Below are 25285 nucleotides of genomic sequence, written 5' to 3'. Positions count from 1 at the left end.
GGAGGCGCGCCATGTCGGACCTTTCGACCGTCACTCCCGCCCCCAGCGAAAAACAGCGCCACTGGCCGCTGCTCTCCATGCTCTGGCGCGACAAGCTGGCCTTTGTGTCGGCCATCGTACTGCTGATCATCGTCCTCTTTGCCGTGTTCGGCCCCATGCTGCTCGGCGATCTCGCCTCGAGCCAGAACCTGCGCGGCCGCAACAGCCCGCCCTTTGACCTCGCGCGGGGCTGGGCCTTTGTGCTGGGCGGCGATAGCCTTGGCCGCCCCATGCTCGCGCGCCTCGTTGTCGCGGCGCGCTCGACCATGCTGGTTGCCGCCGGCACCGTGGCCGTCGCCATGCTGGTGGGCGCGGTGCTGGGCCTGCTCGCCGGCTATCTCGGCAAGCATGTCTCCCAGGCCATCATGCGCCTTGCCGACGTCATCATGAGCTTCCCCTCGCTCCTCATCGCGGTGATCGTGCTTTACGTGCTGGGCCCCTCCATCCCCAACATGATCCTGGTTCTGGCTATCACCCGCATCCCCATCTATCTGCGCACGACCCGCGCCGAAGTGCTCGAAGTACGCCAGCGCATGTTCGTGCAGGCCGCCGTGGTGATGGGCGCCTCCAACCGCCGCATTATCCTCCGCCATATCCTGCCGGTGGTTGCGCCCACGCTCGTCACCATCGCCACGCTCGACTTCGCCTTTGTGATGCTGGCCGAATCCTCGCTGTCCTTCCTCGGCATCGGCATCCAGCCGCCTGACATCACCTGGGGCCTGATGGTGTCGCAGGGCCGCCCCTATCTGACCTCGGCCTGGTGGCTGGCCTTCTGGCCGGGCCTGCTGATCGTCATCACCACACTTGCCCTCAATCTCCTGTCCAACTGGATGCGCGTCGCGCTCGATCCCGCCCAGCGCTGGCGCCTTGAAGCGCGGAGCACCACCGATGCCTGAGGCCCTGCTTTCGGTTCACAACCTGTCGGTTGATTTCCACACCGCTCGCGGCACCGTTCATGCCGTGCGCAATGTGTCCTGGTCAGTCAATCGCGGCGAAACCCTCGCCATCCTCGGGGAAAGCGGCTCGGGCAAGTCGGTGTCCGCCTCGGCCGTACTCAACATCCTCGATATGCCCCCCGCCCATATCACCTCGGGCGAGATCCTCTTTGAGGGCAAGAACCTGCTGACGATGAGCAACGAGCAGCGCCGCGCCATCAATGGCAAGCGCATCGCCATGATCTTTCAGGACCCGCTGGGCCATCTCAACCCGGTTTACCCGGTGGGCTGGCAGATCGGCGAGGTGATGACCGCCCATGGCCGCTCGGCCGCCGAAGCACGCGCCCGCACGCTCGATCTCCTCACCCGGGTCGGTATTCCCGAACCCGAAAACGCCGTGCGCAAATACCCCCATCAGTTCTCGGGCGGCCAGCGCCAGCGCCTGATGATCGCCATGGCTTTGGCGCTCAAGCCCGATATCCTGATTGCCGACGAGCCCACCACCGCGCTCGACGTCACCATCCAGGCCGATGTGCTCGCGCTCCTCAAGGAATTGCAGGCCGAAACCGGCATGGGTCTCGTGCTCATCACCCATGACCTTGGGGTCGTCGCCGAAATTGCCGATCGTGTTGTCGTCATGAATAGCGGCCAGATCGTTGAGGCCGGCACGGTCCACGATGTCTACCACAACCCCCAGCACGCCTATACGCGCAAGCTGATCGGCTCGGCCCCCGGCAAGGGCGAGATCCGCCTGCTCGACGCGCAAGCGCCGGTGCTGCTCGAAGCGCGCGACCTCTGCAAGACCTACGGGCAATATACCGCCCTCAAGAGCGTATCCCTGACGCTGGCGCGCGGCCAGACCCTTGCCGTTGTCGGTGAAAGCGGCTCGGGCAAATCCACCCTGGCCCGCTCGATCCTGCGTCTCGAAACCGCCGACAGCGGAGCGGCGTTCTGGAAGGGGCAGGACCTGCTCAAGCTCAGCCCGCGCGAGCTGCTGGGCGTGCGCCGGCAGATCCAGATGGTGTTCCAGGACCCCACCCAGTCGCTCAATCCGCGCATGTCGGTTTACCAGCTGATTTCCGAAGGCTGGGACATCCACAAGCTCATGCCCGACCGCAAGCAGCGTCAGACGCGCGTGCGTGAACTGCTCGAACAGGTCGGCCTCGGCGCCGAGCACGCCACCCGCTATCCCCATCAGTTCTCGGGCGGCCAGCGCCAGCGCATCGCCATTGCCCGGGCCCTTGCGCTCGAGCCCGAACTCATCATCTGCGACGAGGCGGTTTCGGCGCTCGACGTCTCCATCCAGGCCCAGGTGATTGCGCTGCTCAACAGCCTGCGCGAACGGCTGGGCATTTCCTTCCTCTTCATCGCCCATGATCTGGGCGTTGTGCGCGACTTTGCCGATACGGTGATCGTGATGAAGGCCGGCGAGATCGTCGAGCGCGGCCCCACCGAGCAGATCTTCACGGCGCCAACGCACCCCTATACCCAGCGCCTCCTTGCCGCGGCGCTCGATCCCGATCCCGAAGTGCAGGCGCAGCGCCGCGTCGCCACCACCGGCCTGGCATGACCCGGCTGGTTGTGCTCGCCGACGATCTGACCGGGGCGCTCGATGCCAGCGCCCCCTTTGCTATGCATGGCCTCTCGACCGCCGTGGCGCTCGCGCCGGCCGGACTAGGCGAGGCGCTGGCCAGCGGCGCCGAGATCGTCGGCGTATCCACCAATAGCCGCGAGATCGACCCACCCGCCGCCACGGCCGCCGTCCAGGCGGCGCTCGCCGAACTGCCCCGCGGGCTGCCGATCTTCAAAAAAGTCGACTCCCGCCTCAAGGGCAATATCCCCGCCGAACTCGACGCCATCACTTATACCAGCGCCCTGGTAGTTCCCGCGATCCCCGCCTTTGGCCGCTGGGTGCGCGACGGGCAATTGGGCGGCTTCGGCCTCGCTGAACCCATCAGCGTCGCGAGCCGCCTCGGCGGCCATGCCGGCAGGGCCGCTATCCCCGACGCCGTCACCCAGGCCGATATCGCCGCCGCGCTCGCCTGCGGCGGGCATGATCTGCTGGTGGGCGCCCGCGGCCTTGCGGAAGCGCTGGCCCAGAGCTGGTCCACCGCAAACGAGCCGCACCTCGCCGCAGCGGCACCAGCGTCAACGATCTGCGTCATCGGCTCGACCGACCCCATCACCTTGGCGCAGATCGAAGCCCTGCGGGCACGCCGGCCCGACCTGGTTTATCTCGCCGCCCCGCTCGGAATCGCGCCGGCGCAATTGCCTGCCGCCGCGCCCCTCACCCTGTTGCAGGCGATGCCGGGCACCGAGCCGGCAGAACCGGCCCGCGTCGCCGCCAATCTGGCCGCGTCCCTTGCCCGGCTGGCCCCCGCGCCGGGCACCCGCCTCGTGCTTTCGGGCGGCGCCACCGCCCATGCCATTCTCGAGGCTATGGGCATTGGCGTGCTGTTCCTTGACGGCGAAGCCTTGCCCGGTCTGCCCCTTGCCCGCGGCGGCGGCTTCACGATAATCACCAAATCGGGGGGCTTTGGTGACAGCGACACGCTGCTGCGTCTGCTTGCCTCCCCGGTTGCGGGGCAAGGGGAGTGACACGAACAGCTATGTCCGATGGTCTCCAGGCACGGCGCAGCCTTTCCGACGCGGTTTTCGACCGCATGTTGCGGGCCATCAAATCGGGCGCCTATGGCGTCGATGAGCGCCTGCCCACCGAGCATACGCTGGCGGCCGAATTCCAGGTTTCGCGGCCCGTCGTGCGCGACGCCCTGCAGCGCCTGCGCGACCAGGGCCTGATCTATTCGCGCCGTGGCGCGGGCAGCTTTGTGCGCGACCATGGCCTGCGCGAGCCGCTGGGCTTTGGGCAGATGGAGAACCTGTCCGATCTGCAGCACTGCTATGATTTCCGCCTCACCATCGAGCCCGAAGGGGCGGCAATGGCCGCAAGGCGCCGCACCGATGCGGCGCTCGCCGAAATCCGGGGCGCGCTGGATCTGCTGCGCGACGCCACCAACCGGCAGGCCCACCGTGCCGACGCCGATTTCATGTTCCACCTGGCCATCGCCAAGGCCTCGGGCAATCCCTATTTTTCAACCGCCATGCAGGCGCTGGAAGAACATATCGCCGTGGGCATGCGCTTTCATGGCATGTCGTTGCGCAGCACCAGCGATGGGCTCGCGCATGTATTCACCGAACACACCGCCATTTACGACGCCATTCGCGCAGGCGATGCCGAGGGCGCGCGCCAGATGATGAAAACCCACCTCTCCGGCTCGCGCGATCGCTTGTTCGAGCCACGCCGTTAGCTACTGCGCCTCGACCATCGCGTCGGTGACCTGGCGGCCGGTATGGCGCGGCGTGATCAGCTTGCTGAGGTCAAAGCCCTGCCGGCGTGCTTCCGCGAGATAATCCTCGAGCACCGCCTCGGGCAGTTGCGGCTCACGCGCCAGCACCCAAAGATTGTTGCGGTCCGGGCCGCCCACCAGCGCCACCTGGTAGTCGGGATCGAGCTTGAGCACCCAGTAATCCCCGCTGGTGAACGGCAGCCAGCGGATGAACCCCGGCAGAAACGTCACCTTGAGCTTGGCCTTGCTGTCATCGACCGGTGTGGCTTCCCCCAGAGCCTGGCTCGGCTTGCCTTCCGCATCAAAGCAGCGATTGTCCACCCGCACCTTGCCCCCATCGGTCAGCGAATAGGTCGCGGTGATGTCGGTGGCGGTCTCGTCCTCCCATTTGAGCGGCAGCCGGCAGATTTCATACCAGCGGCCGAGATAGCGGTTGAGATCGAGCTTGGGGATCGTGGTTACATCACTCATGGGACACTCCTTGCCCGGTCCAACGCCACCCCGCCGGCAACGTTCCCCCTGCGACAAACCGGCCACTTTGCGGCCCTTAGCGCGCCAAACCGTTGCCGCAAAACCTCACCTTTCCCCCATCTGCCCCTAAAGAGCACACGATCGTTTGAGGGGCCTGCCCTTTGCGCTGCGTCAACAGTACTGACCTTTCTTTCCATCCGGGTCAGCCCCGGCAAAACCACAAAGAACCAAGGATGGTCCAATGACGAGCCCCGTATTGAGCAGACGCAGCTTTCTGGCCGGAGGTGCAGCCCTTGCCGGGCTGGGACTGGCGGGATGCACCAGCTCTGCCCCGGGCCTCGTTGCCGCCTCTGCAATCAGCGCCCCCAATGCACCGCCCGCAGCCAAGCCCCTGCCCACCAGCGTGCCCCCTGACGTACAGGCCATGTATGGGGCCATCACCGATGACCTTTACCCCGTTCGCGCGGCGCGCATGGAACTGGTGCCAGCCGTTTATTGGCGCCAGGAGGTGGACGATCCCACCGGGGAAAAGCCCGGCACGGTGATTGTCGATACCACCGATCGCTTCCTTTACCATGTGGGCGAAAACGGTCGCGCCACCCGTTATGGCGTGGGCATCGGTGCTGCTGGCTTTGAATGGTCGGGGCGTGCCCATATCGCCTATAAGCGCGCCTGGCCGCGCTGGACGCCGCCGTCCGAAATGATCGATCGCCACCCCGAACTCGAGCAATACCGCCACGGCATGGAGCCGGGACCGGACAATCCCCTCGGCGCCCGCGCGCTTTATATCCACCAGGGCAACCGGGACACGATCTACCGCATCCACGGCAACCAGGACGAGACGACGATCGGCAAGGCCGTATCCAGCGGCTGCGTCCGCATGCTGCCTCAGGACATCATCCATCTCTATGATCATGTTCGAAGCGGCGCCCCGCTCGTCGTCGCCTGATCCCCGCAGCATGGGGCTGCCGCCTGGCGCAGCCCCTTAGCCGGCGGTCTGGTCGGCCCGGAGCGCCGCTTCCCAGCGGCGCTCCTCCAACTGCTCGAGCAGGTCGGGAACCCGGCTGGCGGGAATGGGCCGGGAAAACAGATAGCCCTGGCCAAGATCGCAGCCGCGCTCGTGCAGAAATTCGGCCTGCTCGCGCCGCTCGATGCCCTCGGCCACCGTGGTGATGCCCATGCTGCGGGACATTTCCAGCACCGCATTGATCACCGCCGTGTCGCGCCGCTCGCTCGAGCCGATCAGCTCCACAAAAGAGCGGTCGATCTTGAGCACATCCACCTTGAACTGCTGCAAATGCGTGAGCGAAGCATAGCCCGTGCCGAAATCGTCGAGCGCAATGGTGACACCCGCCTGCTGCAGCTTTTCAAGCGTGCTGACATGCCCGCCCATCTGGCTGATCAGCACGGATTCGGTGACTTCGAGCTCGAGCACACTTCCCGGCAGTCCCGCATTGTCGAGCCGCCACAGCACCCGTTCCGCCAGTCCCCGCTGGCGCAGATCCGCCGCCGACAGGTTGAGCGCCACCCGGCCAACCTCCAGCCCACCTTCACGCCACGCCACGCAATCGGCCAGCACCCGGTCGAGCATGCGATCGGTGATCTCGACCGAGAGCTGGGCATCATCGAATGCGGCGGCAATGCTGGCCGGCGGCTGCAACCCGGATTGGTCATGCCAGCGCAGCAGCGCCTCAAAACCGGTCACCTGCCCCGAGCGCAGGCACAGCTTGGGCTGATAGAACGGCACGATAGCGTCGGTATCGAGCGCCTTGCGTGCATTGGCCAGCGCCCTGGCTCGCGCTTCGGAGGCCTGCAGCATCTGCGGCTGGAAGCCCCGGATCGTTCCGGGCAAATCCGCCTTGGCGGCATAAAGCGCCAGATCCGCCGCCCGCAGCAGCTCGCCCGCGCTTTGCGCATCCCGGGGAAACACCGCGCCTCCCGCGCAATAGCTGACCGCGATCTGCAGCCCGTCAATGGCAACGGGCTGGTCAAGCGGGCCAAGCCGCTGCCGCGCCACTTCCATGCGCAGATCCTCGGCCGCAAGGCCCGGTGAGATGACCGCAAATTCATCGCCGCCCAGCCGCGCGACGGTTACCCCCTCAGGCGCTGCGGCTACCAGCCGGCTGGCGATCTCCTTGAGCAGCCGATCGCCCGCGGCATGACCCATCGTGTCGTTGAGCGTTTTGAAGTTGTTGAGGTCAAACACCAGCAAGCCCACCATCTCGCCGGTGCCACGCGCCCGCTCCAGCGCCGCATCGAGCCTTTGGGCATACAGCGCCCGGTTGGGCAGCCCCGTCAGCGGATCATGGAACGCCGCCCATTGCAGCTCGGTCTCGGCCTGCTTGCGCGCGGTGATATCGAGCATGGAGCCAACGAACCGCACGGGCTTGCCAGAAGCATCGGGCACCAGCACCCGGCGCGAGGAGACCCAGATATAATCCCCATTCACCGCGCGGAACCGGTATTCCTGGGTATTCTGCCCTTGCCCGTCCCGCCCGAGCGGCTTTTCCATCCCCACCAGCGCACCGCGATCCTCGGGATGCACCTTGTCGGCCCACCAGGCGATAGTAGTGCCTTGCGCCAGTTCGGGATAACCCAGAACCTTGCCCGCAATCCCGGTCCAGGTGGTGCGATCGCGCTCTACGTCATAATCCCAGATGATGTCGTTGGTCGCTTCGGACGCCAGCCGATAGCGCTCTTCGCTGCGGCGCAGCGCCATTTCGGCCGCCACCTGATCGTTTATATCCTCGAGCGAGCCATACCAGCGCAGCACCGTGCCGGCTTCGTCGCGCAGCGGCCGGGCCCGGGCCCGAAACCAGCGATAGCTGCCATCGCGAAACCGCACGCGATAGCGCACATCGGCAATGCTCCCGTCGCCAGTGCGAACCGCCCGCGCCCACAGCGCGCGCACCGGCTCGCGGTCATCGGGATGCATGGCATTGAGCCAACCCTCGGTAATACTTTGCTCGCGCGACACCGCCACGCACTCCCACCAGCGCGGCCCCATCTCGAGCACCCGTCCATTGGCATCGGACAGCCACTGAATCTGGGAATTGAGCTCGATATAGGCCCGGTGATGGGCTTCGCTGCCCCGCAGCGCCTCGAGCGCCGAGGCCAGCCGCTTGCCATCGGCAGCCGTGACATCCGCCAGGCGCCGGTGATGAAACACCAGCGTCAGCGCCGAAGCGAGCAGCAGCAGGCTCCCTCCAACCAGCACCCCTCCGACACCCGCCAGCTTCAGCTCCGGCCGGGCCGGCAGCCCCGTCAATGGGGCCAGCTCGATGCCCGCACTGGCAACAAAATGGAGAAACAAAACCCCCAGCGCCAGGGCCGCACCCGCGGGCCAGGCCAGCGTCGCCTGGGCGAAGCGCTGCAGCAGCGGGCCCGCAAGCGCGGTGATCGCGATGCCCCCGATCACCGCCATCGCCAACAAACCGTAATCAATCCGCACGATCTCGGCGCCATGCAGCGCTGTCATGTCAAAGAAATGGGCGATCGCCAGTCCCGCGCCGATCAGCACGCCCGCCAGGAGACCACGTGCCCGCTGCGGATTGGCAAAACCAACAATCCAGCCCAGCATCGTCAGCACCAAGCAGAGCCCGACCGAAACCAGCGCCTCGCGCGGATTGAAATGCAATCCTGCCTGCGGCAGAAACCCGAGCATTGCAGTGAAATGGGTGGTCCACACCCCCGCGCCGGTGACCACGCCCGCCGCCAACAGCCATAGAACGCGGTCCTGCCCCTTGGCGCCGATGGCCCGCTGGGCCAGGCCGACAGCAGTGAAACTGCTCAGGATGCAAATAATGGCCGCGAGCGCGACATAGGCCGGATCATGATTGTCGACGATACCGGAATAGACGCGCAACATTGAGCTTAACTGGCCCCTCAAGCACTCCCTTCTAGTGCAAAGCCATTGCAAAACCCTGAATCCAAATGTCGACTTCGGCGGCAACTTGGATCGGCGGGCGGACAATTATAGATGTTTCAGTGGGATAACTAAACTGTCACGGCTTTGTTACTGCGAGCAGCGCTCGGGCGCGCGCAATAACTGGCGCGTCGATCATGCGGCCATCCAGCGCAAAGGCTCCACTCTCCTGTTCAGCGGCCACGACGACGCGCTGGGCCCAGGCCAGCTCCTCGGCACTCGGGGCGAAACCCGCATTGAGCAAGGGCACGACGCCCGGATGCACGCAGGTGGCGCCATCAAAGCCATGCTCGCGCGCTTCGCGCGCCGCCGCGCTGATCCCCTCATGGTCGGTGTAATCAGCCACGCTGCGCAGCATCCCCCAGGAGAGCAATCCCTGTGCCTTGGCGGCGTAATGCACCAGCAGCTTTGGCAACCGCAGCACGTCGGGCGTGGGCTGGCCGCCCAGCGCCAGCGCCAGATCCTCCCCGCCCGTCGCCAGCGCCAGCAGCCGGGGCGCGCGCGCAATAGCCCGTGCCTCAAGCACAGCGCCGGGGTCTTCCAGAATGGCCACGAGGCTCATGGGGCTGCGCCCGAGTTCACGCTCCGTCGGCTCTAGGGCTTCACCCAGCCGCTCCAGATCTGCCGCGCGCTCCACCTTGGGGACCAAGAGGCCCACTGCTCCGGCCCTGCACGCTGCGAGTGCATCTTCGATGCTTGCGGCATTGATACGCACGAACACCTGCGCGCCCGCCTGCCCGACGCTGGGCACGCTCGCCCCGAGCCCTTCGCGGGCGGCAAGCTTGTGCTCGGGCGGTACGGCATCCTCGAGATCAAGGATGATGGCATCCGCTTGGCGCTGATGCGCCTTGGCGATGAAGCGCTCGGCATGGGCCGGCACATAGAGCAGCGAGCGGATCACGGCGTCACCGCTGCAGCAATCGCCGCCTCGTCCAGCCCCGCTTCGCGCAGGATTTCGGTGCTGTGCTCGCCAAGGCCTGGCGCCGGCCGCCGCCACACGCCCGGCGTGCCGGAGAGGCGCGGCACGATATCGTGCATGGGCAAATGGCCGAACTGCTCGTCCTCCACCTCGACGATGATTTCGCGCTTGGCAAAATGCGGATCGGCCATGGCATCGGCAATGTTGAAGATGGGCCCCACCGTCGCGCCGGACTGGCGCATGACCGCGAGCGCTTCTTCGCTCGGGCGCTGGGCAAACCAGGCACCCACCGCCTCGTCCACCAGGGCGCGGTGCTTGACCCGCTCGGAATTGTTGGCAAAGCGCGGATCCTCGTTCATATCGGCCCGCCCGATGATCTCGAAAATTCGCCGCGCCACCGCCGGGGTCGAGCCCGACAGCGCCAGATACTTGCCGTCGGCGCATTGGTAGACATTGCGGGGCGATGCGGTGTTGGAGGCGCTCCCCACCCGCTGCTTGATCTTGCCCGTCACCGCATGAATGGCCGCTTCCGGACCAAGCACCGAAAACATCGGCTCGAGCAGACTAAGGTCGATGACCTGCCCGCGCGCCGTTCCGGCCTGACGCGCATAAAGCGCCATGGTCGTGGCCGAAGCCCCATAGATGCCAGCGATCATATCGGCCAGCGCCAGCGGCGGCAGCACCGGCTCGCGATCGGGAAAGCCCGTCCGGTCGGCAAAGCCGCTCATGGCTTCCACGATGGTGCCAAAGCCGGGGAACTGCGCATAAGGCCCGGTCTGCCCGAACCCGGAAATGCGCACCACGATCAGGTCGGGATTGCGCTCCAGCAGCGCCTGGGGCGCCAGCCCCATCTTTTCCAGCGTTCCCGGCCGGTAGTTTTCGATCAGCACATCAGCCGTTTCGATCAATTTCCACAATGCCGCCATTGCCGGCGCCTGCCGCAAATTGAGCGCCACCGAGCGCTTGTTGCGCCCATAGGTCTTCCAGAACAGCGAATGTCCGTCATCACGCCAGTCGCGCAGCGGGTCCCCTTCTGGCGGCTCGATCTTGACCACATCGGCACCAAAATCGGCCAGTTGCAGGCTGAGCATATTGCCCGCCATCAACCGCGACAGATCCAGCACCCGGATGCCGTCGAGCGGCCCGGTTGCTGTTGGGTCAAAGGCCTTTTGCGCATGCGTCATCAATTCAACCAATCTAACTGAGCCCTCACCGGGCCCGTCGTCTTTCTGTCTCCGGCGAAGGGTAACCCCCACCCAACTCCCGGCTCCTGCCCTCCCCTCCCCTCCCCCTTGAGTGGAGGGATCAAGGGTGGGGTCGCCGGGCCGACCACTGATGCCTCCTCCAACCCTCTCCCCAAGGGAAGGGAGGTCCAAGCACCCACCCGCGTGCGTGCTGCCCTGAACTTACCGCAACCGCAGCCCGGTTTTGGTATCGAACACAAACAGCTTGGCTGGATCGATCACCAGCTGCACCACTTCGCCCGGCGTCAGCAGGGGATGGTCGCGCACCACCACCGAAACGTCTTCCTCGCCCACCCGCGCCAGCACTTCCTGCGCGTCGCCGGTGGGCTCCACCACCAGTACCTCGGCCGGAACGCCGCTCGCGCCCAGTGTGATATGCTGGGGCCGCACGCCATAGGTGATCGCAGTGCCCGCCGACACGTCGAGGGCGGTGCCGAGCGGCATCGACTGGCCGCCCTTGATCGCGATCTCGGTGCCGCCGGTGTAAGTCGCCTCAAGCAGGTTGATCTCGGGCGAGCCGATAAAGCCCGCGACAAAGAGGTTAGCGGGGTTGTTGTAGAGCTCCAGCGGCGCACCGGCCTGCTCGATCCGCCCGCCATTGAGCACCACGATCTTGTCGGCCATGGTCATGGCTTCGGTCTGGTCGTGGGTCACATAAACCATGGTCTTGCCCAGCCGCTGATGCAGCCGCTTGATCTCGCCGCGCATTTTTACGCGCAGCTTGGCATCGAGATTGGAGAGTGGCTCATCAAAAAGGAAAGCGCGGGGGTCGCGCACAATGGCCCGGCCCATGGCCACGCGCTGGCGCTGCCCGCCCGACAGCTCGCGCGGCAACCGGTCGAGCAGGTTTTCCAGCCCCAAAATCTCGGCTGCAGCGGCGACGCGGCTCTTGATCTCGGCCTTGGAGGTACCCGCCAGCCGGAGCGAGAAACTCATATTGTCCGCCACCTTCATATGCGGATAAAGCGCATAGCTCTGGAACACCATGGCGATGTCGCGTTCCTTGGCCGGCATGTTGTTGACGATCTTGCCGCCAATGGTGATCTGGCCCGCCGTGATATCCTCCAGCCCCGCAATCATGCGCAGCAGGGTGGATTTGCCGCAGCCGGACGGGCCCACGAGCACGACGAATTCGCCATCCGCCATTTCCAGCGAGATGTCATTGAGCACGGTGACATCGCCATAGCGCTTGCCGACATGCTTGAGTTCGATTTCCGACATGCGGTCTCTCCTTGAGATTCCCCTGGCCCGGCGCTCACTGGGAGCGCACGGGCCAAAGCCTTGGCAGGATTAAACCCCAGCCACGGGGCAGACACCCTCCCCCACCCGGGGAGGGTTGGGAGGGGTTCCTTACCCCTCGACGATCTCGAAACGGCCCACGCTCATCCGCCCGGCCGAAGCCAGCCGCAGCCCGGCCATGCCATAGGCATAGTCAGCGTCGGTTGCGGTCACGAGCTGCTGCCCGTCAACGGCAAGGCTGAGCTGGTCGCCGTGCACGGTGAATGCGATGTCGTAGCTCTTGCCCGTTTCCGCCTTGAACGGCGCCCGCGCCAGCACCGTGCTGCCGAAATCCTCCTTGAGGATCACGACCTCGTCGCCCTCGAGACCCGCCGCATAGAACCGGCCGGTGCCCTGCACCCGCGCGCTCACCAGCTGCGAGATGCCCGACAGGCGCTGGATATCGGCCTTCACCGTCACGTCGCGGCTATAATAATGGCCGGTCCACATATCGGCATCACCCGCCGTATGGCCCTGGATGCGGCCAAAGCTCTTGGTCCAGTGCCCCCTATTATAGGTGAAGCGCGAAATGGCACCCCATTCCTGCACTTCAGTTTCCGGCTCGATCACGGTGTGACCCGCACCACCAACGCTGAAATCGGCGAGGAACAGGCGACCCAGGAATTTGAGCCGGCCGAAATACTCGATGGAAATGCCGATCTCGTCGATCGCCTCGACCCCCTCGGGCACCGCAAAGCTGTAATCCTGCCAACCGGTGGCCGATGGCACATCCCAGGCGCCCACTTCCTCGATCGCCCCGCTCATGGTGCGGCGCACATAAGGCACCACCCGCAGATTGCCGTCGCCATTCCAGGGGTCGAGCCAAAGCTTGAAGCTGACCGTCTGGCCACCATCCACCACCGGCGAGAACATCGGGCGATAGCGCTCGTCGTCGAAATCCGTGCGCCGATAAAAAGGCTTCCAGAATACGCGTCCGCCCTGCCCGCGCTCGAGGCGATCGAGCTGGATTTCAAGCGAACCGCGCGAGCCCTCGACGTGACGCTCAGCGGAATGCTTGACCGAGATCTGGTTGGTGCCATCGCTGCGGAAGCCATGGGTCGAGCCGGGCAGATCGAAGTCAAAGCGCAACCCGCGCCGCGTCATGTCCTCGATCCAGAGCTCGGGCACTTCGCGGCCGGCCAGCTGCAGCGCCAGCACGGTCAGCTCGCGGGCAAAGCTCGGGATATCGACAATGTTGATCGTGCCCACAATGCCCGAGGCAACAAGGAAATCGTTGATGGGCTTGCGATATTTGTCCCAGCCCTCATGCAGGCCCTGGAAGGTCGCAACGATCGCCGCCGCATTGCCCGCATTGCAGTCGGTGTCCCAGCCCGCCATGGTCGCGATTTCGGCCGTGCGCGGCAGGTCGCCCTTCCCGTAAAGGATGGCCATGATCGTCACGCCGGCATTGGGGATGATGTGGCAAACGCCCGGATAGCGGTCATAGCCCCATTCGGCTTCCAGCATCTCGCGGCAGGCGCGCCAGTTGTCCGGGTTGGCGCGGTGGAAGTCGATCACCGCCTGGCACACCCGCGCATAAGTGGAAGCCGGATCAATCGTGGACATCGCCGCCGCGATGATCTCGTCGATGCTCTTGGCTTCGAACGCCGCCGCAATCGCTGCCGCGCAGAACCGCGCGCCGTTGAGCCCGTCGCCATCATGGGCCACCGAAGCGGCCATGGCCGACATGTCGGCTGCGCGCTGCGGATTGCCCGGGTTCACCCAGCCCCAGCTATCGATAAAGATCTGCCCGCCGATCTGCTCGGCCACCGTCGTGCCGTTTTGGGCAATCGAGCCCGATTGCGGCGCAGGGATGCCGGCCCGCAAATTGCGATAAGCGGTGTGCTCGGTGGACACGCCAAACCCGCCCCACCAGTACATGCCATGCTCTTCGGCGGCATAATTGAGCCAGGTCTTGCCCACATCCGCGGCCGTTGCCCTGAGCCCGTAATCGCGCAGCGCCCGGATGAAATACACCGGGCCATTGGTGTCGTCGTCGGCGGCGAAATTCTTGAAGTCGCGCAGATATTGCGTCACCTCGCCATAGGTCTTCTGGATGCGCTCATAGCTCCAGATCGTGGGCTCGACGGGCGCGCCCAGGCGCACGCCGATGGCCTTGCCGATAAAGCCGGCATAGATCTTTTCGAGGATTTGCGTTTCGGACAGCATGCTTGAACTTTCGAATACTGAAGAGACTGGATGAGATGCTCAACCGCGGCGCGCGGCGAGCCGGACAGAGTTCACATCAGGCCAAACCCAGTTCCGCCCTGGCCACCCAGCGCGCCTCCATTGCTTTTCGGTCCGCCGCCAGCATGTCCTCGACCACGGCGGCGAACGCATCGGCGGCCGCAAACAGGTCGAGCCGGTTGGCCAGGTCGAGCTGCGCGCGGTCCTCGGCCTCGATCACCGCTTCGCCATGCATCGCGCCCAGGATCGCCCCGGCCATCACCCCGATGGAATCGGTGTCCCGGCCCGAATTGATCCCGTCCTCGATCGAGGGGCGGAACGCGCCGTTGTTGAGGAGGCAAAAGCCCAGCGCCAGCGGCAGCTCTTCGATTGCCTGCAGCCGCGAGGGGCGATAGGCATCGCTCAGCCGCCCGACCTTGGCGGCGCTGTGGTTGACGTCGTCACCCATCACCGAATAGCGCGCAATTGCCCCATGAAAGGCGTCGCACACTGCCGCATGATCTGCGCCAGTGCCGCGCAGCTGGCGCGCCAAGGCGGCAATATCGATGATGGCATCGCGCGTGCCATCCTTGGCCAGTCCGATCACGGTATCTACGATCGCATCAATCGTCGTGCCCGGCACGAAGGCGGCCGCCACTGCGGCTGCCACGACGCCCGCGGCCTCCAGCCCATAGCTTTCCTGGTGCCCGGCGGCAAAGGCGATCGCCTCGTCATAGGCGCCCTTGGGATCGGCGGCATTGGCGACCCCGATCGGGGCGATATACATCGCGGCCCCGCAGTTCACCATGTTCCCGATCCCGCCTTGGCGTGGATCGCAATTGGACAGCTGATGGCGCTGGAAAATCCACTTTTCCGGATAAAACAGCCGGTCGATCAGCATGGCTTCGCGCTGCAATTCGGGCACCCAGCGTGGGGTCCAGGCAATCTGGCGCACCATGCCGTCGGCCATGTCCCAGGCATCGAGATGCCGGCGCTCCTCGGCATAGATCTGCATCACCGCCAGGGTCATCAGCGTATCGTCGGTGACGATCCCGTCCCCCCGCACCCGGTGATTGCGCTGCTCGGGCGGCAAATCCATCTTGTGCCAGCGCGTCATCACCGAAGTGACCCGTCCATAGCGTTCGCGGATCTGCGCGGCCGAAAGCTTTTCCACCGGCGCCCCGAGCGCGTCGCCCAGCGCCACGCCATGCAACATGCCGCGAATACGCGATTGGAGGGATTTGGTCATTTGTTTGGGCACTTTCAGTTGAAGTCTTCTACGAGGCCGGGGCGGCGCCTCCCTCCCTCTTGAGGGAAGGGATCGAGGGTGGGGGTTCGGGCCAATCCGAAGGCCAGGAAGGTTGCGGGAGCAGCAGAGCCCCCGCCCCAACCCCTCCCCCTTGAGAGGAGGAGGGCTCAAGTTGCGCCGGGCTTACTGACCCAGCACCGTCGCGGCATATTCAGCCATGCGCTGGCCGCCCGCGGCATTGTATTCCGCCACAAACTGGTCCCATTGATCGAGGCTCGCTTCGCCGGTGATGAACTTGGCGACCCAGCCGCGATAAACCTGCTCGGCCGCGTCCACATCGGCGGCATATTCAGCTGGCCAGACAAAGGCGTTGTCCGGGGTGAAATTGCCCTTGATCGTGTCGAGCGCCGTCTGCGCCGTGGGCGAAAGCAGCGGGGTCGCGGGCGTCCAGTTCGCGGCATTGAAGAAGCGCGCATACCAGGTCGAGATCTGATCGGTGAAGGTCACCGTGCCGTCGGCGCCCACAGTATGGTGCACATCGGCAAAGCCCATGCGGTCGATATCCTGACCTTCCTTGCTCGCCATGAAATCGAGCACGGCAAAGGCTTCTTCCTTGTGCTCGGACAGGGACGAGATCGCCCAGCCGCGCGCTTCCTTGGACACGTCAACCGCTGCAAGGCCCTTGCCGCCCGGGCCTTCCGGTACTGGCAGCACGGTCAGCGTGATCTCCTCGCCCGGATGGGCCTGGCGCATCTTGCCCGAATAGATGTCGATCACCTCTGGCGAAGAGCCAAAGATCACCCCGGCCCGGCCGGTATAGAACTTGTCTTCCTTCACATCGAAAGTGTTGGTGACATATTCCTTGTCGTAAAGACCCTTGCTGGCAAGGCGCGCATAGAATTCGAGCTTGGCGCGCTCGGCATCGGTGACGCGCGAATTAACCCAGGTGCCATCGGCATTTTTCATCCAGGTGGCGCTGACGCCAAAGGCCTGGTTGAAGATGGAATCGAGTTCGCCAGTATTGCCGAACCCCGTCAGGCCCAGCGTATTGCCCGGCGTGCCGTCGCCATCGAGATCGGCATCGTGGATGGCCTGGAACAGCGCTTCATAGTCCTCGACCGTGGTCGGGGGCTCCATGCCCAGCTCGTCGAGCCAGTCCTGGCGCATCACCGGCTGAGGCGCGCGCGAAGGGTACACGTAGAGCAGATAAGGGTAGTTCGCGAGGCGCTCCACATTGTGCGGCCACAGCGCATCCTTGATGAACTCGGACTTTTCGATCCAGGGCGTGAGGTCCTCGAGCACTCCCTGCTCGGCCATTTTCTGGTCGCCACCCTGGAAATACATGATGTCCGGGATATCGCCCGAGAGCAGCATCACGCCCAGCGCATCGGCATAGCCCGAGCCCGGCAGGTCGACGATCTGGATATCGACATCAACGCCGCGCTCCTTGAGCGCCGCTTCGATCGCCTCGATCTCCTTGACGTCATCGGGATTGCTGTTGAGCAGATCCTTGCTCACAAGGCGCAGCGTGGTTTGCGCCATTGCCGGCGCAGCGAGCGCCCCCAGCATTGCCATGGCGGTCGAGGCCAGCAGTAGTTTCTTCAGCATCAGACATTTCCTCCTTGGATTGTCGTTTGTTTCGTCATTGGCCGCAATTTTGCGGTTCTTGTGGAAAGGTTGGAAAAACGGGATCTCGGAGCCTGGCCTCCCTCCTTCTTGAGGGGAGGGCCGGTTTGGGGGGCCATCGGCGAGCCCCCCAAGATTGTGTCGTCCCAATCATCCCTTGAGCGCTCCCGACATCGTCCCCTTGGTGAAGAATTTGAGGATCAGCGGATAGATCGCGAGAATGGGCAGGATGGTGATGAGGATCATCCCCGCCTTGAGCGCGCGGATATTGATCTGCGCCAGCCCGATATTGTTGGCGGCATTGTTGGCCCCGACGATGGCGAGCTTGTCGCCCTCGATGACGAACTGGCGCAACACCACCTGCAGCGGCCATTTGGTCTGGTCGTTGAGATAGATCATCGCCCGGAAAAACTCGTTCCAGTGCAGCACGAGATAAAACAGGGCAATCGTCGCCAGCGCCGGCTTGGCCAGCGGCAGCACCACCATGAAAAAGGTCTGGAACGGATTGGCGCCGTCGAGCTCGGCCGCTTCCAGAAGCTCCTGCGGAATCTCCTCGAAGAAGCGGATCAGGATGATGAGATACCAGGCGCTGATCGCCTTATACATGATCACCGACCAGGGCGTGTTGAGCAGGCCCATGCGTTTCATCAGGAAATAGTCGGGAATGATCCCGGGCTCGAACACGATGGTGACGAGCACGAGCAGGAAAATGATCCGCCGTCCGGGCAGGCCCGGCCGCGACATACCCCAGGCCATCAAGGCGGTGCCGAAGACGCCGATGCACACGCTGGTGGCGGTCATCCACACCGAGTTGAAAATGCCGCGCTGCACATTGGGATGCTGCAGCAGCAGCATCCACACATCGGGCGAAAACCCGTCGGGGATGATCGAGAGGCCCGAAAAACCGGCGACCTTGCTGGGCTCGGACAATGACAGGGCCAAAAGGTTCAGCAGCGGCTGCAAGGTGAACACCACCAGCAGCAGGAGCGTTGACACGATCAGCACATATTCGACCCGCTCGAGCGGCGTCCGGCGCGATTGACCAAACATCACCACACTCCCTTGCCGGTAAGGCGCTTGCTGACGAGATGCGAGGTCAACACCAGGATCATGCCAATCACCGCCTTGAACAGGCCGGCGGCCGTGGCCAGCGCATATTCACCGGTCGAAAGGCCCATGCGGTAGACATAGGTGTCGATGATATCGATGGTGGAAGCGTTGACCGCGTTCTGGAAATTGATGACCTGGTTGAGGTCGGCCGACAGGAACATGCCCATATTGAGGATGAACAGCGTCGCAATTGTCGGCACGATCCCCGGAATGGTCACATGCCAGATCTTTTGCCAGCGATTGGCGCCATCCATTTCGGCGGCTTCATATAGCTGCGGGTCGATGGCAAAGATCGCGGCCAGATAAAGCAGGCTGTCCCAACCCGCCGAACGCCAGATTTCCGATACCACCAGCACCCAGCGGATCGTGCCGGTATTGGTCAGGTAATTGGTGGTGCCAAAGCCCATGGACTGCTGGACCTGGTTGACGGCACCATCGGTGGGCGACAGCAGCGCGATGAACACGCCCGCGATCACCACCCAGCTCAAGAAGTGCGGCAGGTAGATCGCCGACTGGATCGCCCCGCGCAGCTTGCCATTGCGCACTTCATTGAGCAGCAACGCCACCATGATCGGCACCGGGAACACAAAGAGGATCTTCATGCCCGAAATGATCAGCGTGTTGAGCAGAACCTGATGGAAGATGGGCGAGGAAAACAGCACGCCGAAATTCTTGAGCCCGACCCAGATATTGGGCGGGATGATGCGAACCTGCTCGAAAGCCATCTTGGCTTCCCAGATCGGCACGTAATGCCAAACGAAAAAGAACAGCAAGCCCGGCGCCATCATGGCGTAATAGGGCCACCATTGGCGCAAACCGAAGCGGAAGCGCTCAAGCCTGTTCATACCCTGTTCAGCAACATGGCGCGATTGCGGCCCCGCTTCGGGCAAAACGCCTGCGGCATGTCCGTTTACGGGAACGTTCCCACTCGCCACTGCGGCGCCGAGCTGCTCTTCCGATGAGCCAACCATCAATCAGATACTCCTTAGCTCGCGGCGCGTCGCTGCGCGGCCTGCGCCGACAGTTCGGCAATCGAGCCGCGCTCAACCAGCCGGCACGGCATGTAAATGCGCCGGTGGTCCGGCTTGTGTTCGATTTCGTCGAAGAGCCCGTCCACGGCGCGCTCGCCGATATCGCGCCCCGGCTTGGCCACCGTGGTCAGCCCCGGCCAGGCGAACTCGCCCGAGGGAATGCCGTCAAAACCCATGATTGAAACGTCGCGGGGGCATTCGAGCCCGGCATCGCGCACCGCCATCATCGCGCCCAACGCCATCATGTCATTGGCCGCAAACACAGCCAGGTGCCCGACGCGCGGGCGCTCCAGCAGCCGCGCCATCGCCTCGCGCCCGCCCCTGACGGTATATTCCCCGTCCTCGATCGGCAGCACGGCAGGATCGACGTCCCGCTCGACGCAATGCTCATGCACCGCGCGCAAGAACCGTGCCCGCGCCAAGCGCGATTTCGGGCCAAGCAGGAGGCTCGGCGCCGGATGGCCCTTTTGCACGAAATGGTCCAGCCCGAGCCGTACCGCCTGGGCAATGTCCGAACCGACGCTGGAAATATTGGGAAAGCGCTCGGCGCTCGAGCCGATGAAAACGCAAGGCAGGCCGAAGCGGTCGAGATCGTCAAAACTGTCGGCCACCGGGTTGATGATCGCCCCATCGACCCGCGCCCGGCGCAGCGCGCCCAGATGCGCCGCTTCCGCCTTGGGGTCCCAGTCGGAAGAAAAGATCAGCAGTGACGCCCCGCTGCGCGAAGCACGATCCTGCGCCCCACGCGCCACATCGCCCCAGAACGGGTTGGTGATATCGGGGATCACGAGGCCCAACAGACCGCTGCGGCCCGAGCGCATCCCCACCGCCAGGTGATTGCGTTCATAGCCAACGGCGGCGGCGGCCCGGATCACCCGGTCACGGGTTTCCTCGGTGATGTTGGACGAGCCCGTCAGCGCGCGGGCCGCGGTGCTCTTGGACACCCCGGCGCGCTCGGCAACATCAACAATGGTTGGTCGGCGATCGCGGCTGTTGCGCATGAACCATCCCTTGCAGCCGGTCCGCCCTGCCACACCGCGGGAACGTTACCGCGAATACCAGCAATGTCAATACTGCAACCCTCGACAGCTCGCCGCAGCCACCCCAAACCAGGGGATTACTTATTTTCGAGAGAAACTCGCCTCACCGCGGCGTATGCACGACATCAAGGAAGATCGGATCGAACTGCCCCACATCCTGCAGGCGCTTCCAGTCGATCACCCGCACGCGCTTGGTGTCCCAGGACACCAGATCCTGGCGCCGCAGCTCCTGGAGCGTGCGGTTCACATGCACATTGGAGAGCCCCAGCGCATCAGCGAGCTCCTGCTGCGTGATCTCGAAGGGAAAGCTCATATCGTCGGCCAGCCCCACGGCCTGGGCGCGCACAAAATGCTCGCAGAACAGATGCGCCATATGCGCAATCGCGGTCAGCCGCCCCATCGCCACCAGCCATTGCCGGTGGATCGCCCCATCCAGCAAGGTCGAGAGCCACAGCAGCCGCGTCAGGTGCGGATAGTCCTCGGTGATCTGCCGCAAGGCATCATGAGGGAACTCAACCGCCGCCACGGCGGACATCGCGCTCACATCATGATCCAGCTTTGACAGCAGGAAGGCATGCAGATCCACGAAATCGCCCGCGATGTGAAAGGCCGTGATCTGCTGCTGGCCGCTTTCCACCGTGTTTTGCCGGGCAGCCATGCCCTGGATCAGCAGCAGGCTCTTGTTCGGGCTGCTGCCATAGCGCGCCATCAACTCGCCCGGAGCGAAATGAACGGTCTGGCCGGCCGCCGCTGAAAGCGCATCCCGTTCTGCTTGTCCTAGGGTATCACGCACCCGCAGGCGGCGAAAAAATCTATCAAGACGCTGATCGTCCATGGTGGGCCTTGGTACCGGACCTTCGCGCACAAACGTGCGCGGGTCACTGTAGTTGCTTCTTTTCTTGCCAATCGCTGTTCGCGAACCAGGTTTGTGGCGCGGCCAAACGCCCCGACCCAGAGGAGGATGCGCCCGCAAAGGCCGGCACCCACGCCCGTCCTTGTCCCCCCGCCGATATGGTCGTTGTGCTTGCGGCCTTGGCGCTTGCAGGCAAACGCGCCATGTCAGCTTTAATGCCGCTAAGTCGCTGATCCGCGCACTATCGTATGTTAGTCAAAGCCAGAATGCGGAGCCAACCCGATCTCGCCAAGTCACCGGCGCTGCCGGCAAGATGATCCGCCCAGCGAGCACTGACAGCTTGCTCTTGCCGATCGAAACGGCGCTGGAAGTGCAGCATCAGGCCTGGCGGTGCAAACATGTAGGCCATCTGGAGCTTTTACCGACTTGGTTTCACCTGACCTTCATCTTTCTAGCTGACCTTTGCCGCATAAAGGATCAAGCCAGCGATGAACATGAAGTTGTACCTGTCCCTGCTCACCAGCGCCGCGATGATTGTCTGCTCCACCTTGGGTGCAGTGGCGCTTGATGTGCCAACAGCTCAGCCCATCCTGACCGTATCCGGCAACATCACCCAGACCAATCAGGACGGGGTGGCGGTGTTTGACCGCACGATGCTCGAGGCGCTTGGCAACGCCGCCATTGTGACCCGGACGCCCTGGTTTGACGGGGTGAGTACCTATGAAGGCGTGCCGCTCGAGGCGCTGATGGATGCCGTGGGCGCCGAGGGGCACACCGTCACTGCCATTGCGCTCAATGACTACGTCACCACGATCCCACTCTCGGATTTTGCCGATTTCGGACCCATTTTGGCGCTGCGCCATAACGGGCAATACATGACGGTGCGGGAAAAGGGCCCGCTCTTTATCATCTATCCCTTCGACGAAAACCCGGACCTGCGCACCTCGACCTATTATGGGCGGGCCGCCTGGCAGGTCAAACAGTTGATCGTGGAGTAACCAGAGCTGTGCAGGCCGCGTCGGTCAAGTTCATGCAGCGCGCCTTGGCAGTCATCGTGTGCTGCCTTGTGGTCGCGACCTGCTACACCTCGCTGGTGATTGCCCAGCGCCAGACCGCATTGCAAAACCTGTCGCGCTACAATGTTGCCTGGACTGTCAGCCAGTCCCTTTCCGAGTTCACCCGGCTCGAGCAGAGCCTGGCCCTTTACGCGCTCGACGCCACGCCAGAGCGGCTGGCCGAAGCCATGCTGCGGCTCGACATCATGTTCAGCCGGGTCGAGATGTATGAAGCTGGCCCGGCTTCCAGTGAAAACTCGCGCACGCTGCGCATCTTTATCGAGGCCGATCCGGCCAATCAGGAAACCGTTCATGCTGTGCGGGGCGCGCTTGAAACGGTCGATGGCCTGCTCGCCTCCGAACCCCATACGCGGGCCAAACTGCTCGAGGGGCTTGCGGCCCTTGCCCCGTTGGACGCGCGCCTGACCGCTCTTGCCTCCGCGGCCGGCGCCTATGGAGCCGCACGCACTGCCGCCGATCGGGCCGAACTGCAGCGCCTGCACTGGATCTTCACTGGCCTCGCCTGGGGCCTGATCCTGTGCGGTGTCGCTTTGACGCTGCTGCTGTTCCGCAACAATCGGCTGTTGCAACGCGCCTACCAGGATGTCAGCACGCTCGCCGCCCAGTTGGGGGCAACCTCCAAGACCTTGCGGGCGCAGAATGACCGGTTCGATGCTGCCCTCAACAACATGTCCCATGCGATCTGCACCTTCGACGCCGATGGCAAGCTCGTCGTGTTCAACCAGCGATTTGCCGAACTTTGCGGCCTGCCGCAGAACCTGGAGCCTGGTCTCACCGCCACCCAGATGGAGGAAAGGGCGGCCGAGCAAGGCGCGGACACCGCCTATTACAGCATCCTGGCCCGCCAGCTCCCGATGATCTGGAACCGCACCGGCAAGGTGTTCACCTCCGAGCTACCCGATGGCCGCGCCTATGCGGTTTCCCATACGCCGCTACCGGATGGCGGATGGCTCGCCACCTATGAGGACATCAGCGAGCGCCGCCGCGCCGAGCTGCGCATCGCGCATATGGCCCACCACGATGCCCTGACCAATCTGCCCAACCGCGTGCAGTTCAGGCTGCAGCTGGACCAGATGTTGCTGCGCTCGCGCAAGCATGACCTCAGCTTTTGTGTGTTCCTGCTCGATCTCGATGGCTTCAAGGACGTCAATGACACCTTCGGCCATCATCTGGGCGATCAACTGCTCAAAGTCGTGGCCCAGCGCCTGCAGCAGGGCAGCACGACCTACCACGCCGTGGCGCGGCTGGGCGGCGACGAGTTCGCCACCGCCTGCTGGATTGAAGGCGATGCCGAACAGCAGCGCCGGATCGGCGAGCGGCTGATTGCCGATCTGTCCCGGCCCTATTTTCTGGAGGGGCGCGAACTGTCCGTCGGCGCCAGCATCGGCGTGGCGCAGTTCTGCCCCAAGACGCCAGTGGAAACCGAGGAATTGCTGCGCCATGCCGATCTGGCGCTTTATGTCGCCAAGGCCGATGGCAAGGGCCGGGTGCGGTTTTTCGAGCCGGAGCTCGACCAGCAGCTGCAAACCCGCAAGACGCTGGAAGCCGATCTGCGCAAGGCGCTGGATCGGGGCGAGATGGAAGTGCATTACCAGCCCGTTCTCGTGGCCGAAACGCGCCAGGTGTGCCGCTACGAGGCGCTGCTGCGTTGGCGTCCGGGTGGGGATCGGCTCGTGCCGCCCTCGACCTTCATTCCCCTCGCCGAGGCGACGGGCCTGATCAACGAGATCGGCGCCTGGGTGCTGCAGCAGGCCTGCGCCGAAGCGGCCTGCTGGCCCGGAGACATGGGCCTGGCGGTCAATTTGTCTGCCGTTCAGTTCAAGAGTGGCGAGCTGGTCAGGACCATCGGCGATGCCCTCGCCGCATCGGGGCTGGACGCGCACCGGCTGGAGCTGGAAATCACCGAATCCGTGCTGCTGCAGGGCGACGAGCAAACCCTGTCCGCCCTGATGCGCCTCAAGGACATTGGCGTGCGCATCGCGATGGACGACTTCGGCACCGGCTATTCCTCGCTCAGCAATCTGCGTCGCTTCCCCTTTGACACCATCAAGATCGACAAGTCGTTCGTGGCCGATCTGACCAATCGCGATGACGCAGTTTCCGTGGTGCGACTGATCATTCAGCTCGGTGAAGTGCTGGGAATGCAGACCACCGCCGAAGGCGTGGAAACCGAGGAACAGTTCCACCTGCTCCAGCAAGCCGGCTGCACCAATGTGCAGGGCTTCCTGTTCGATCGCGCCAAGCCGGCGAGCGAGATAGCCCATCACATCGCCGCAGCTCACGCGCCCCCCGCAAAAGTCGATTCTGCAGCCGATCCACTTGCGGAACGTAAATCGGCCTGAAACCTCCCCCATCTCTCCCCCGCGACGCCGTGATCTTGTGGCGCCACCGCGCCCGCAAGTATAGCAAGGGCGCAGCTAAGGGACTGAGTTGATGCGTTTTCTGCCTGCAATCGCGCTTGCATCCGCGCTGGTGACGAGCGTCGTTCCCGCGGGCGCTCAAAGTTGGGGCTTGCTGGATCGGGCCCTTGCCGACGCCGTGCAGACCTTCGCCAAGGCGCAAGGCGCACTTGGCTCATCCAGCATGGGGGTGCCGACCACGGCTTACGCGCAGGCCTTGCGGCAGTTGCGCTTTGTCCCGTCCAGCGGATCGGGGGAGGTGCAGGTGGCCTTTCAGGCGCAGGGCGAAGGCGATAAAGCCTGCACCCGCTTTGCCGCTTATGTGATCCCGAACCCGGCCGCAGATACGATAACCATCAATCTCTGCTCGCAGTTCTTTGACTCCGGCACCGATGCCCTGCGCCAAACCACTATCCTGCATGAAATGGTGCATGTGGTCGCCGGGCCCGGCGAATGCATGGCCATGGCCTATACCGCTCAGCTCCAGTTCCTCGCCACTGGCGCGTTTCAGCCGGTCACCAATTACTGGCGCCAAAGCGGCTGCGGGTCCTCGGCCTATAGGCTGCCGGGATAACGC

The 25285-nt window shown here is 64.2% G+C and carries 20 protein-coding genes; 8 read left to right on the top strand and 12 right to left on the bottom strand.

Features of this window, described 5'->3' with window-relative positions; all coding sequences use genetic code 11:
* Window positions 1–11: 11 nt before the first annotated feature.
* From HRQ64_RS18775 to HRQ64_RS18760, 4 genes are read left to right on the top strand one after another with little or no spacing between them, the layout of a single operon-like run.
* Entirely contained in the window at window positions 12–935 is a 924-nt protein-coding gene (locus HRQ64_RS18775) for an ABC transporter permease (RefSeq protein WP_172125629.1), read from the top strand.
* A complete protein-coding gene (locus HRQ64_RS18770; RefSeq protein WP_172125627.1) occupies window positions 928–2544 on the top strand; it encodes an ABC transporter ATP-binding protein in 1617 nt (538 codons plus the stop codon). The genes HRQ64_RS18775 and HRQ64_RS18770 overlap by 8 nt, the downstream gene beginning before the upstream one ends.
* Window positions 2541–3572 carry a four-carbon acid sugar kinase family protein gene (locus HRQ64_RS18765; protein ID WP_172125625.1) on the top strand — a complete coding sequence of 344 codons (1032 nt, stop codon included), beginning with the start codon at window positions 2541–2543 and terminating at the stop codon, window positions 3570–3572. Before HRQ64_RS18770 ends, HRQ64_RS18765 begins: the two co-directional genes overlap by 4 nt.
* Before the next feature lie 11 nt (window positions 3573–3583).
* A complete protein-coding gene (locus HRQ64_RS18760; RefSeq protein WP_172125623.1) occupies window positions 3584–4282 on the top strand; it encodes a FadR/GntR family transcriptional regulator in 699 nt (232 codons plus the stop codon).
* Here the strand turns inward: HRQ64_RS18760 and HRQ64_RS18755 are convergent, their stop codons facing one another.
* The gene (locus HRQ64_RS18755; protein WP_172125621.1) at window positions 4283–4792 is read right to left on the bottom strand and encodes a lipocalin family protein; all 510 of its coding nucleotides are present in this window, start codon (window positions 4790–4792) and stop codon (window positions 4283–4285) included.
* A 241-nt stretch (window positions 4793–5033) separates the two neighbouring features.
* Between HRQ64_RS18755 and HRQ64_RS18750 the strand changes: the two genes are divergently transcribed.
* Window positions 5034–5741, top strand: a complete 708-nt coding sequence (locus HRQ64_RS18750) for a L,D-transpeptidase (RefSeq protein ID WP_172125619.1) — start codon at window positions 5034–5036, stop codon at window positions 5739–5741.
* A gap of 36 nt (window positions 5742–5777) precedes the next feature.
* Here HRQ64_RS18750 and HRQ64_RS18745 read toward each other — a convergent pair whose 3' ends face one another.
* The 11 genes from HRQ64_RS18745 to HRQ64_RS18695 all read right to left on the bottom strand — a co-directional run bounded on the left by HRQ64_RS18745 (window position 5778) and on the right by HRQ64_RS18695 (window position 21215).
* Window positions 5778–8660, bottom strand: coding sequence for an EAL domain-containing protein (locus HRQ64_RS18745; protein WP_172125617.1), 2883 nt, complete (start codon window positions 8658–8660; stop codon window positions 5778–5780).
* A 136-nt stretch (window positions 8661–8796) separates the two neighbouring features.
* Window positions 8797–9618, bottom strand: coding sequence for an aldolase/citrate lyase family protein (locus HRQ64_RS18740; protein ID WP_172125615.1), 822 nt, complete (start codon window positions 9616–9618; stop codon window positions 8797–8799).
* Window positions 9615–10820 carry a CoA transferase gene (locus tag HRQ64_RS18735; RefSeq protein ID WP_172125613.1) on the bottom strand — a complete coding sequence of 402 codons (1206 nt, stop codon included), beginning with the start codon at window positions 10818–10820 and terminating at the stop codon, window positions 9615–9617. Before HRQ64_RS18735 ends, HRQ64_RS18740 begins: the two co-directional genes overlap by 4 nt.
* 222 nt (window positions 10821–11042) lie before the next feature.
* Window positions 11043–12101: a sn-glycerol-3-phosphate ABC transporter ATP-binding protein UgpC gene (gene ugpC, locus HRQ64_RS18730; protein WP_172125611.1), complete on the bottom strand. Its 1059-nt coding sequence runs from the start codon at window positions 12099–12101 to the stop codon at window positions 11043–11045.
* A 129-nt stretch (window positions 12102–12230) separates the two neighbouring features.
* Complete coding sequence (locus HRQ64_RS18725; RefSeq protein ID WP_172125609.1) at window positions 12231–14327, bottom strand: ADP-ribosylglycohydrolase family protein; 2097 nt, start codon at window positions 14325–14327, stop codon at window positions 12231–12233.
* 76 nt (window positions 14328–14403) lie between these two features.
* Window positions 14404–15573 carry an ADP-ribosylglycohydrolase family protein gene (locus HRQ64_RS18720; RefSeq protein ID WP_172125607.1) on the bottom strand — a complete coding sequence of 390 codons (1170 nt, stop codon included), beginning with the start codon at window positions 15571–15573 and terminating at the stop codon, window positions 14404–14406.
* 183 nt (window positions 15574–15756) lie between these two features.
* The gene (locus HRQ64_RS18715) at window positions 15757–17181 is read right to left on the bottom strand and encodes an extracellular solute-binding protein (RefSeq protein ID WP_248305169.1); all 1425 of its coding nucleotides are present in this window, start codon (window positions 17179–17181) and stop codon (window positions 15757–15759) included.
* A gap of 168 nt (window positions 17182–17349) precedes the next feature.
* A complete protein-coding gene (locus tag HRQ64_RS18710; RefSeq protein ID WP_127754643.1) occupies window positions 17350–18249 on the bottom strand; it encodes a carbohydrate ABC transporter permease in 900 nt (299 codons plus the stop codon).
* On the bottom strand, window positions 18249–19280 hold the full coding sequence (locus HRQ64_RS18705; RefSeq protein ID WP_248307139.1) for an ABC transporter permease subunit: 1032 nt from the start codon (window positions 19278–19280) through the stop codon (window positions 18249–18251). Before HRQ64_RS18705 ends, HRQ64_RS18710 begins: the two co-directional genes overlap by 1 nt.
* A gap of 14 nt (window positions 19281–19294) precedes the next feature.
* Window positions 19295–20341 (bottom strand): LacI family DNA-binding transcriptional regulator, encoded by a 1047-nt coding sequence (locus HRQ64_RS18700; RefSeq protein WP_127754644.1) that lies wholly within the window; start codon window positions 20339–20341, stop codon window positions 19295–19297.
* A 142-nt stretch (window positions 20342–20483) separates the two neighbouring features.
* The gene (locus HRQ64_RS18695; RefSeq protein WP_172125605.1) at window positions 20484–21215 is read right to left on the bottom strand and encodes a Crp/Fnr family transcriptional regulator; all 732 of its coding nucleotides are present in this window, start codon (window positions 21213–21215) and stop codon (window positions 20484–20486) included.
* A 506-nt stretch (window positions 21216–21721) separates the two neighbouring features.
* Here HRQ64_RS18695 and HRQ64_RS18690 point away from each other — a divergent pair.
* The 3 genes from HRQ64_RS18690 to HRQ64_RS18680 all read left to right on the top strand — a co-directional run bounded on the left by HRQ64_RS18690 (window position 21722) and on the right by HRQ64_RS18680 (window position 25282).
* Window positions 21722–22231: an oxidoreductase gene (locus HRQ64_RS18690; protein ID WP_172125603.1), complete on the top strand. Its 510-nt coding sequence runs from the start codon at window positions 21722–21724 to the stop codon at window positions 22229–22231.
* 8 nt (window positions 22232–22239) lie between these two features.
* Window positions 22240–24651, top strand: coding sequence for an EAL domain-containing protein (locus HRQ64_RS18685; RefSeq protein ID WP_172125601.1), 2412 nt, complete (start codon window positions 22240–22242; stop codon window positions 24649–24651).
* A 91-nt stretch (window positions 24652–24742) separates the two neighbouring features.
* Window positions 24743–25282, top strand: a complete 540-nt coding sequence (locus tag HRQ64_RS18680; RefSeq protein WP_172125599.1) for a hypothetical protein — start codon at window positions 24743–24745, stop codon at window positions 25280–25282.
* The last annotated feature ends 3 nt before the right edge of the window (window positions 25283–25285 follow it).

Source organism: Devosia sp. 919 (assembly GCF_013185965.1).
Classification (GTDB): domain Bacteria; phylum Pseudomonadota; class Alphaproteobacteria; order Rhizobiales; family Devosiaceae; genus Devosia.
Note: the sequence above shows the minus strand (reverse complement) of the source record. Positions and strands in the feature narration are given on the sequence as shown.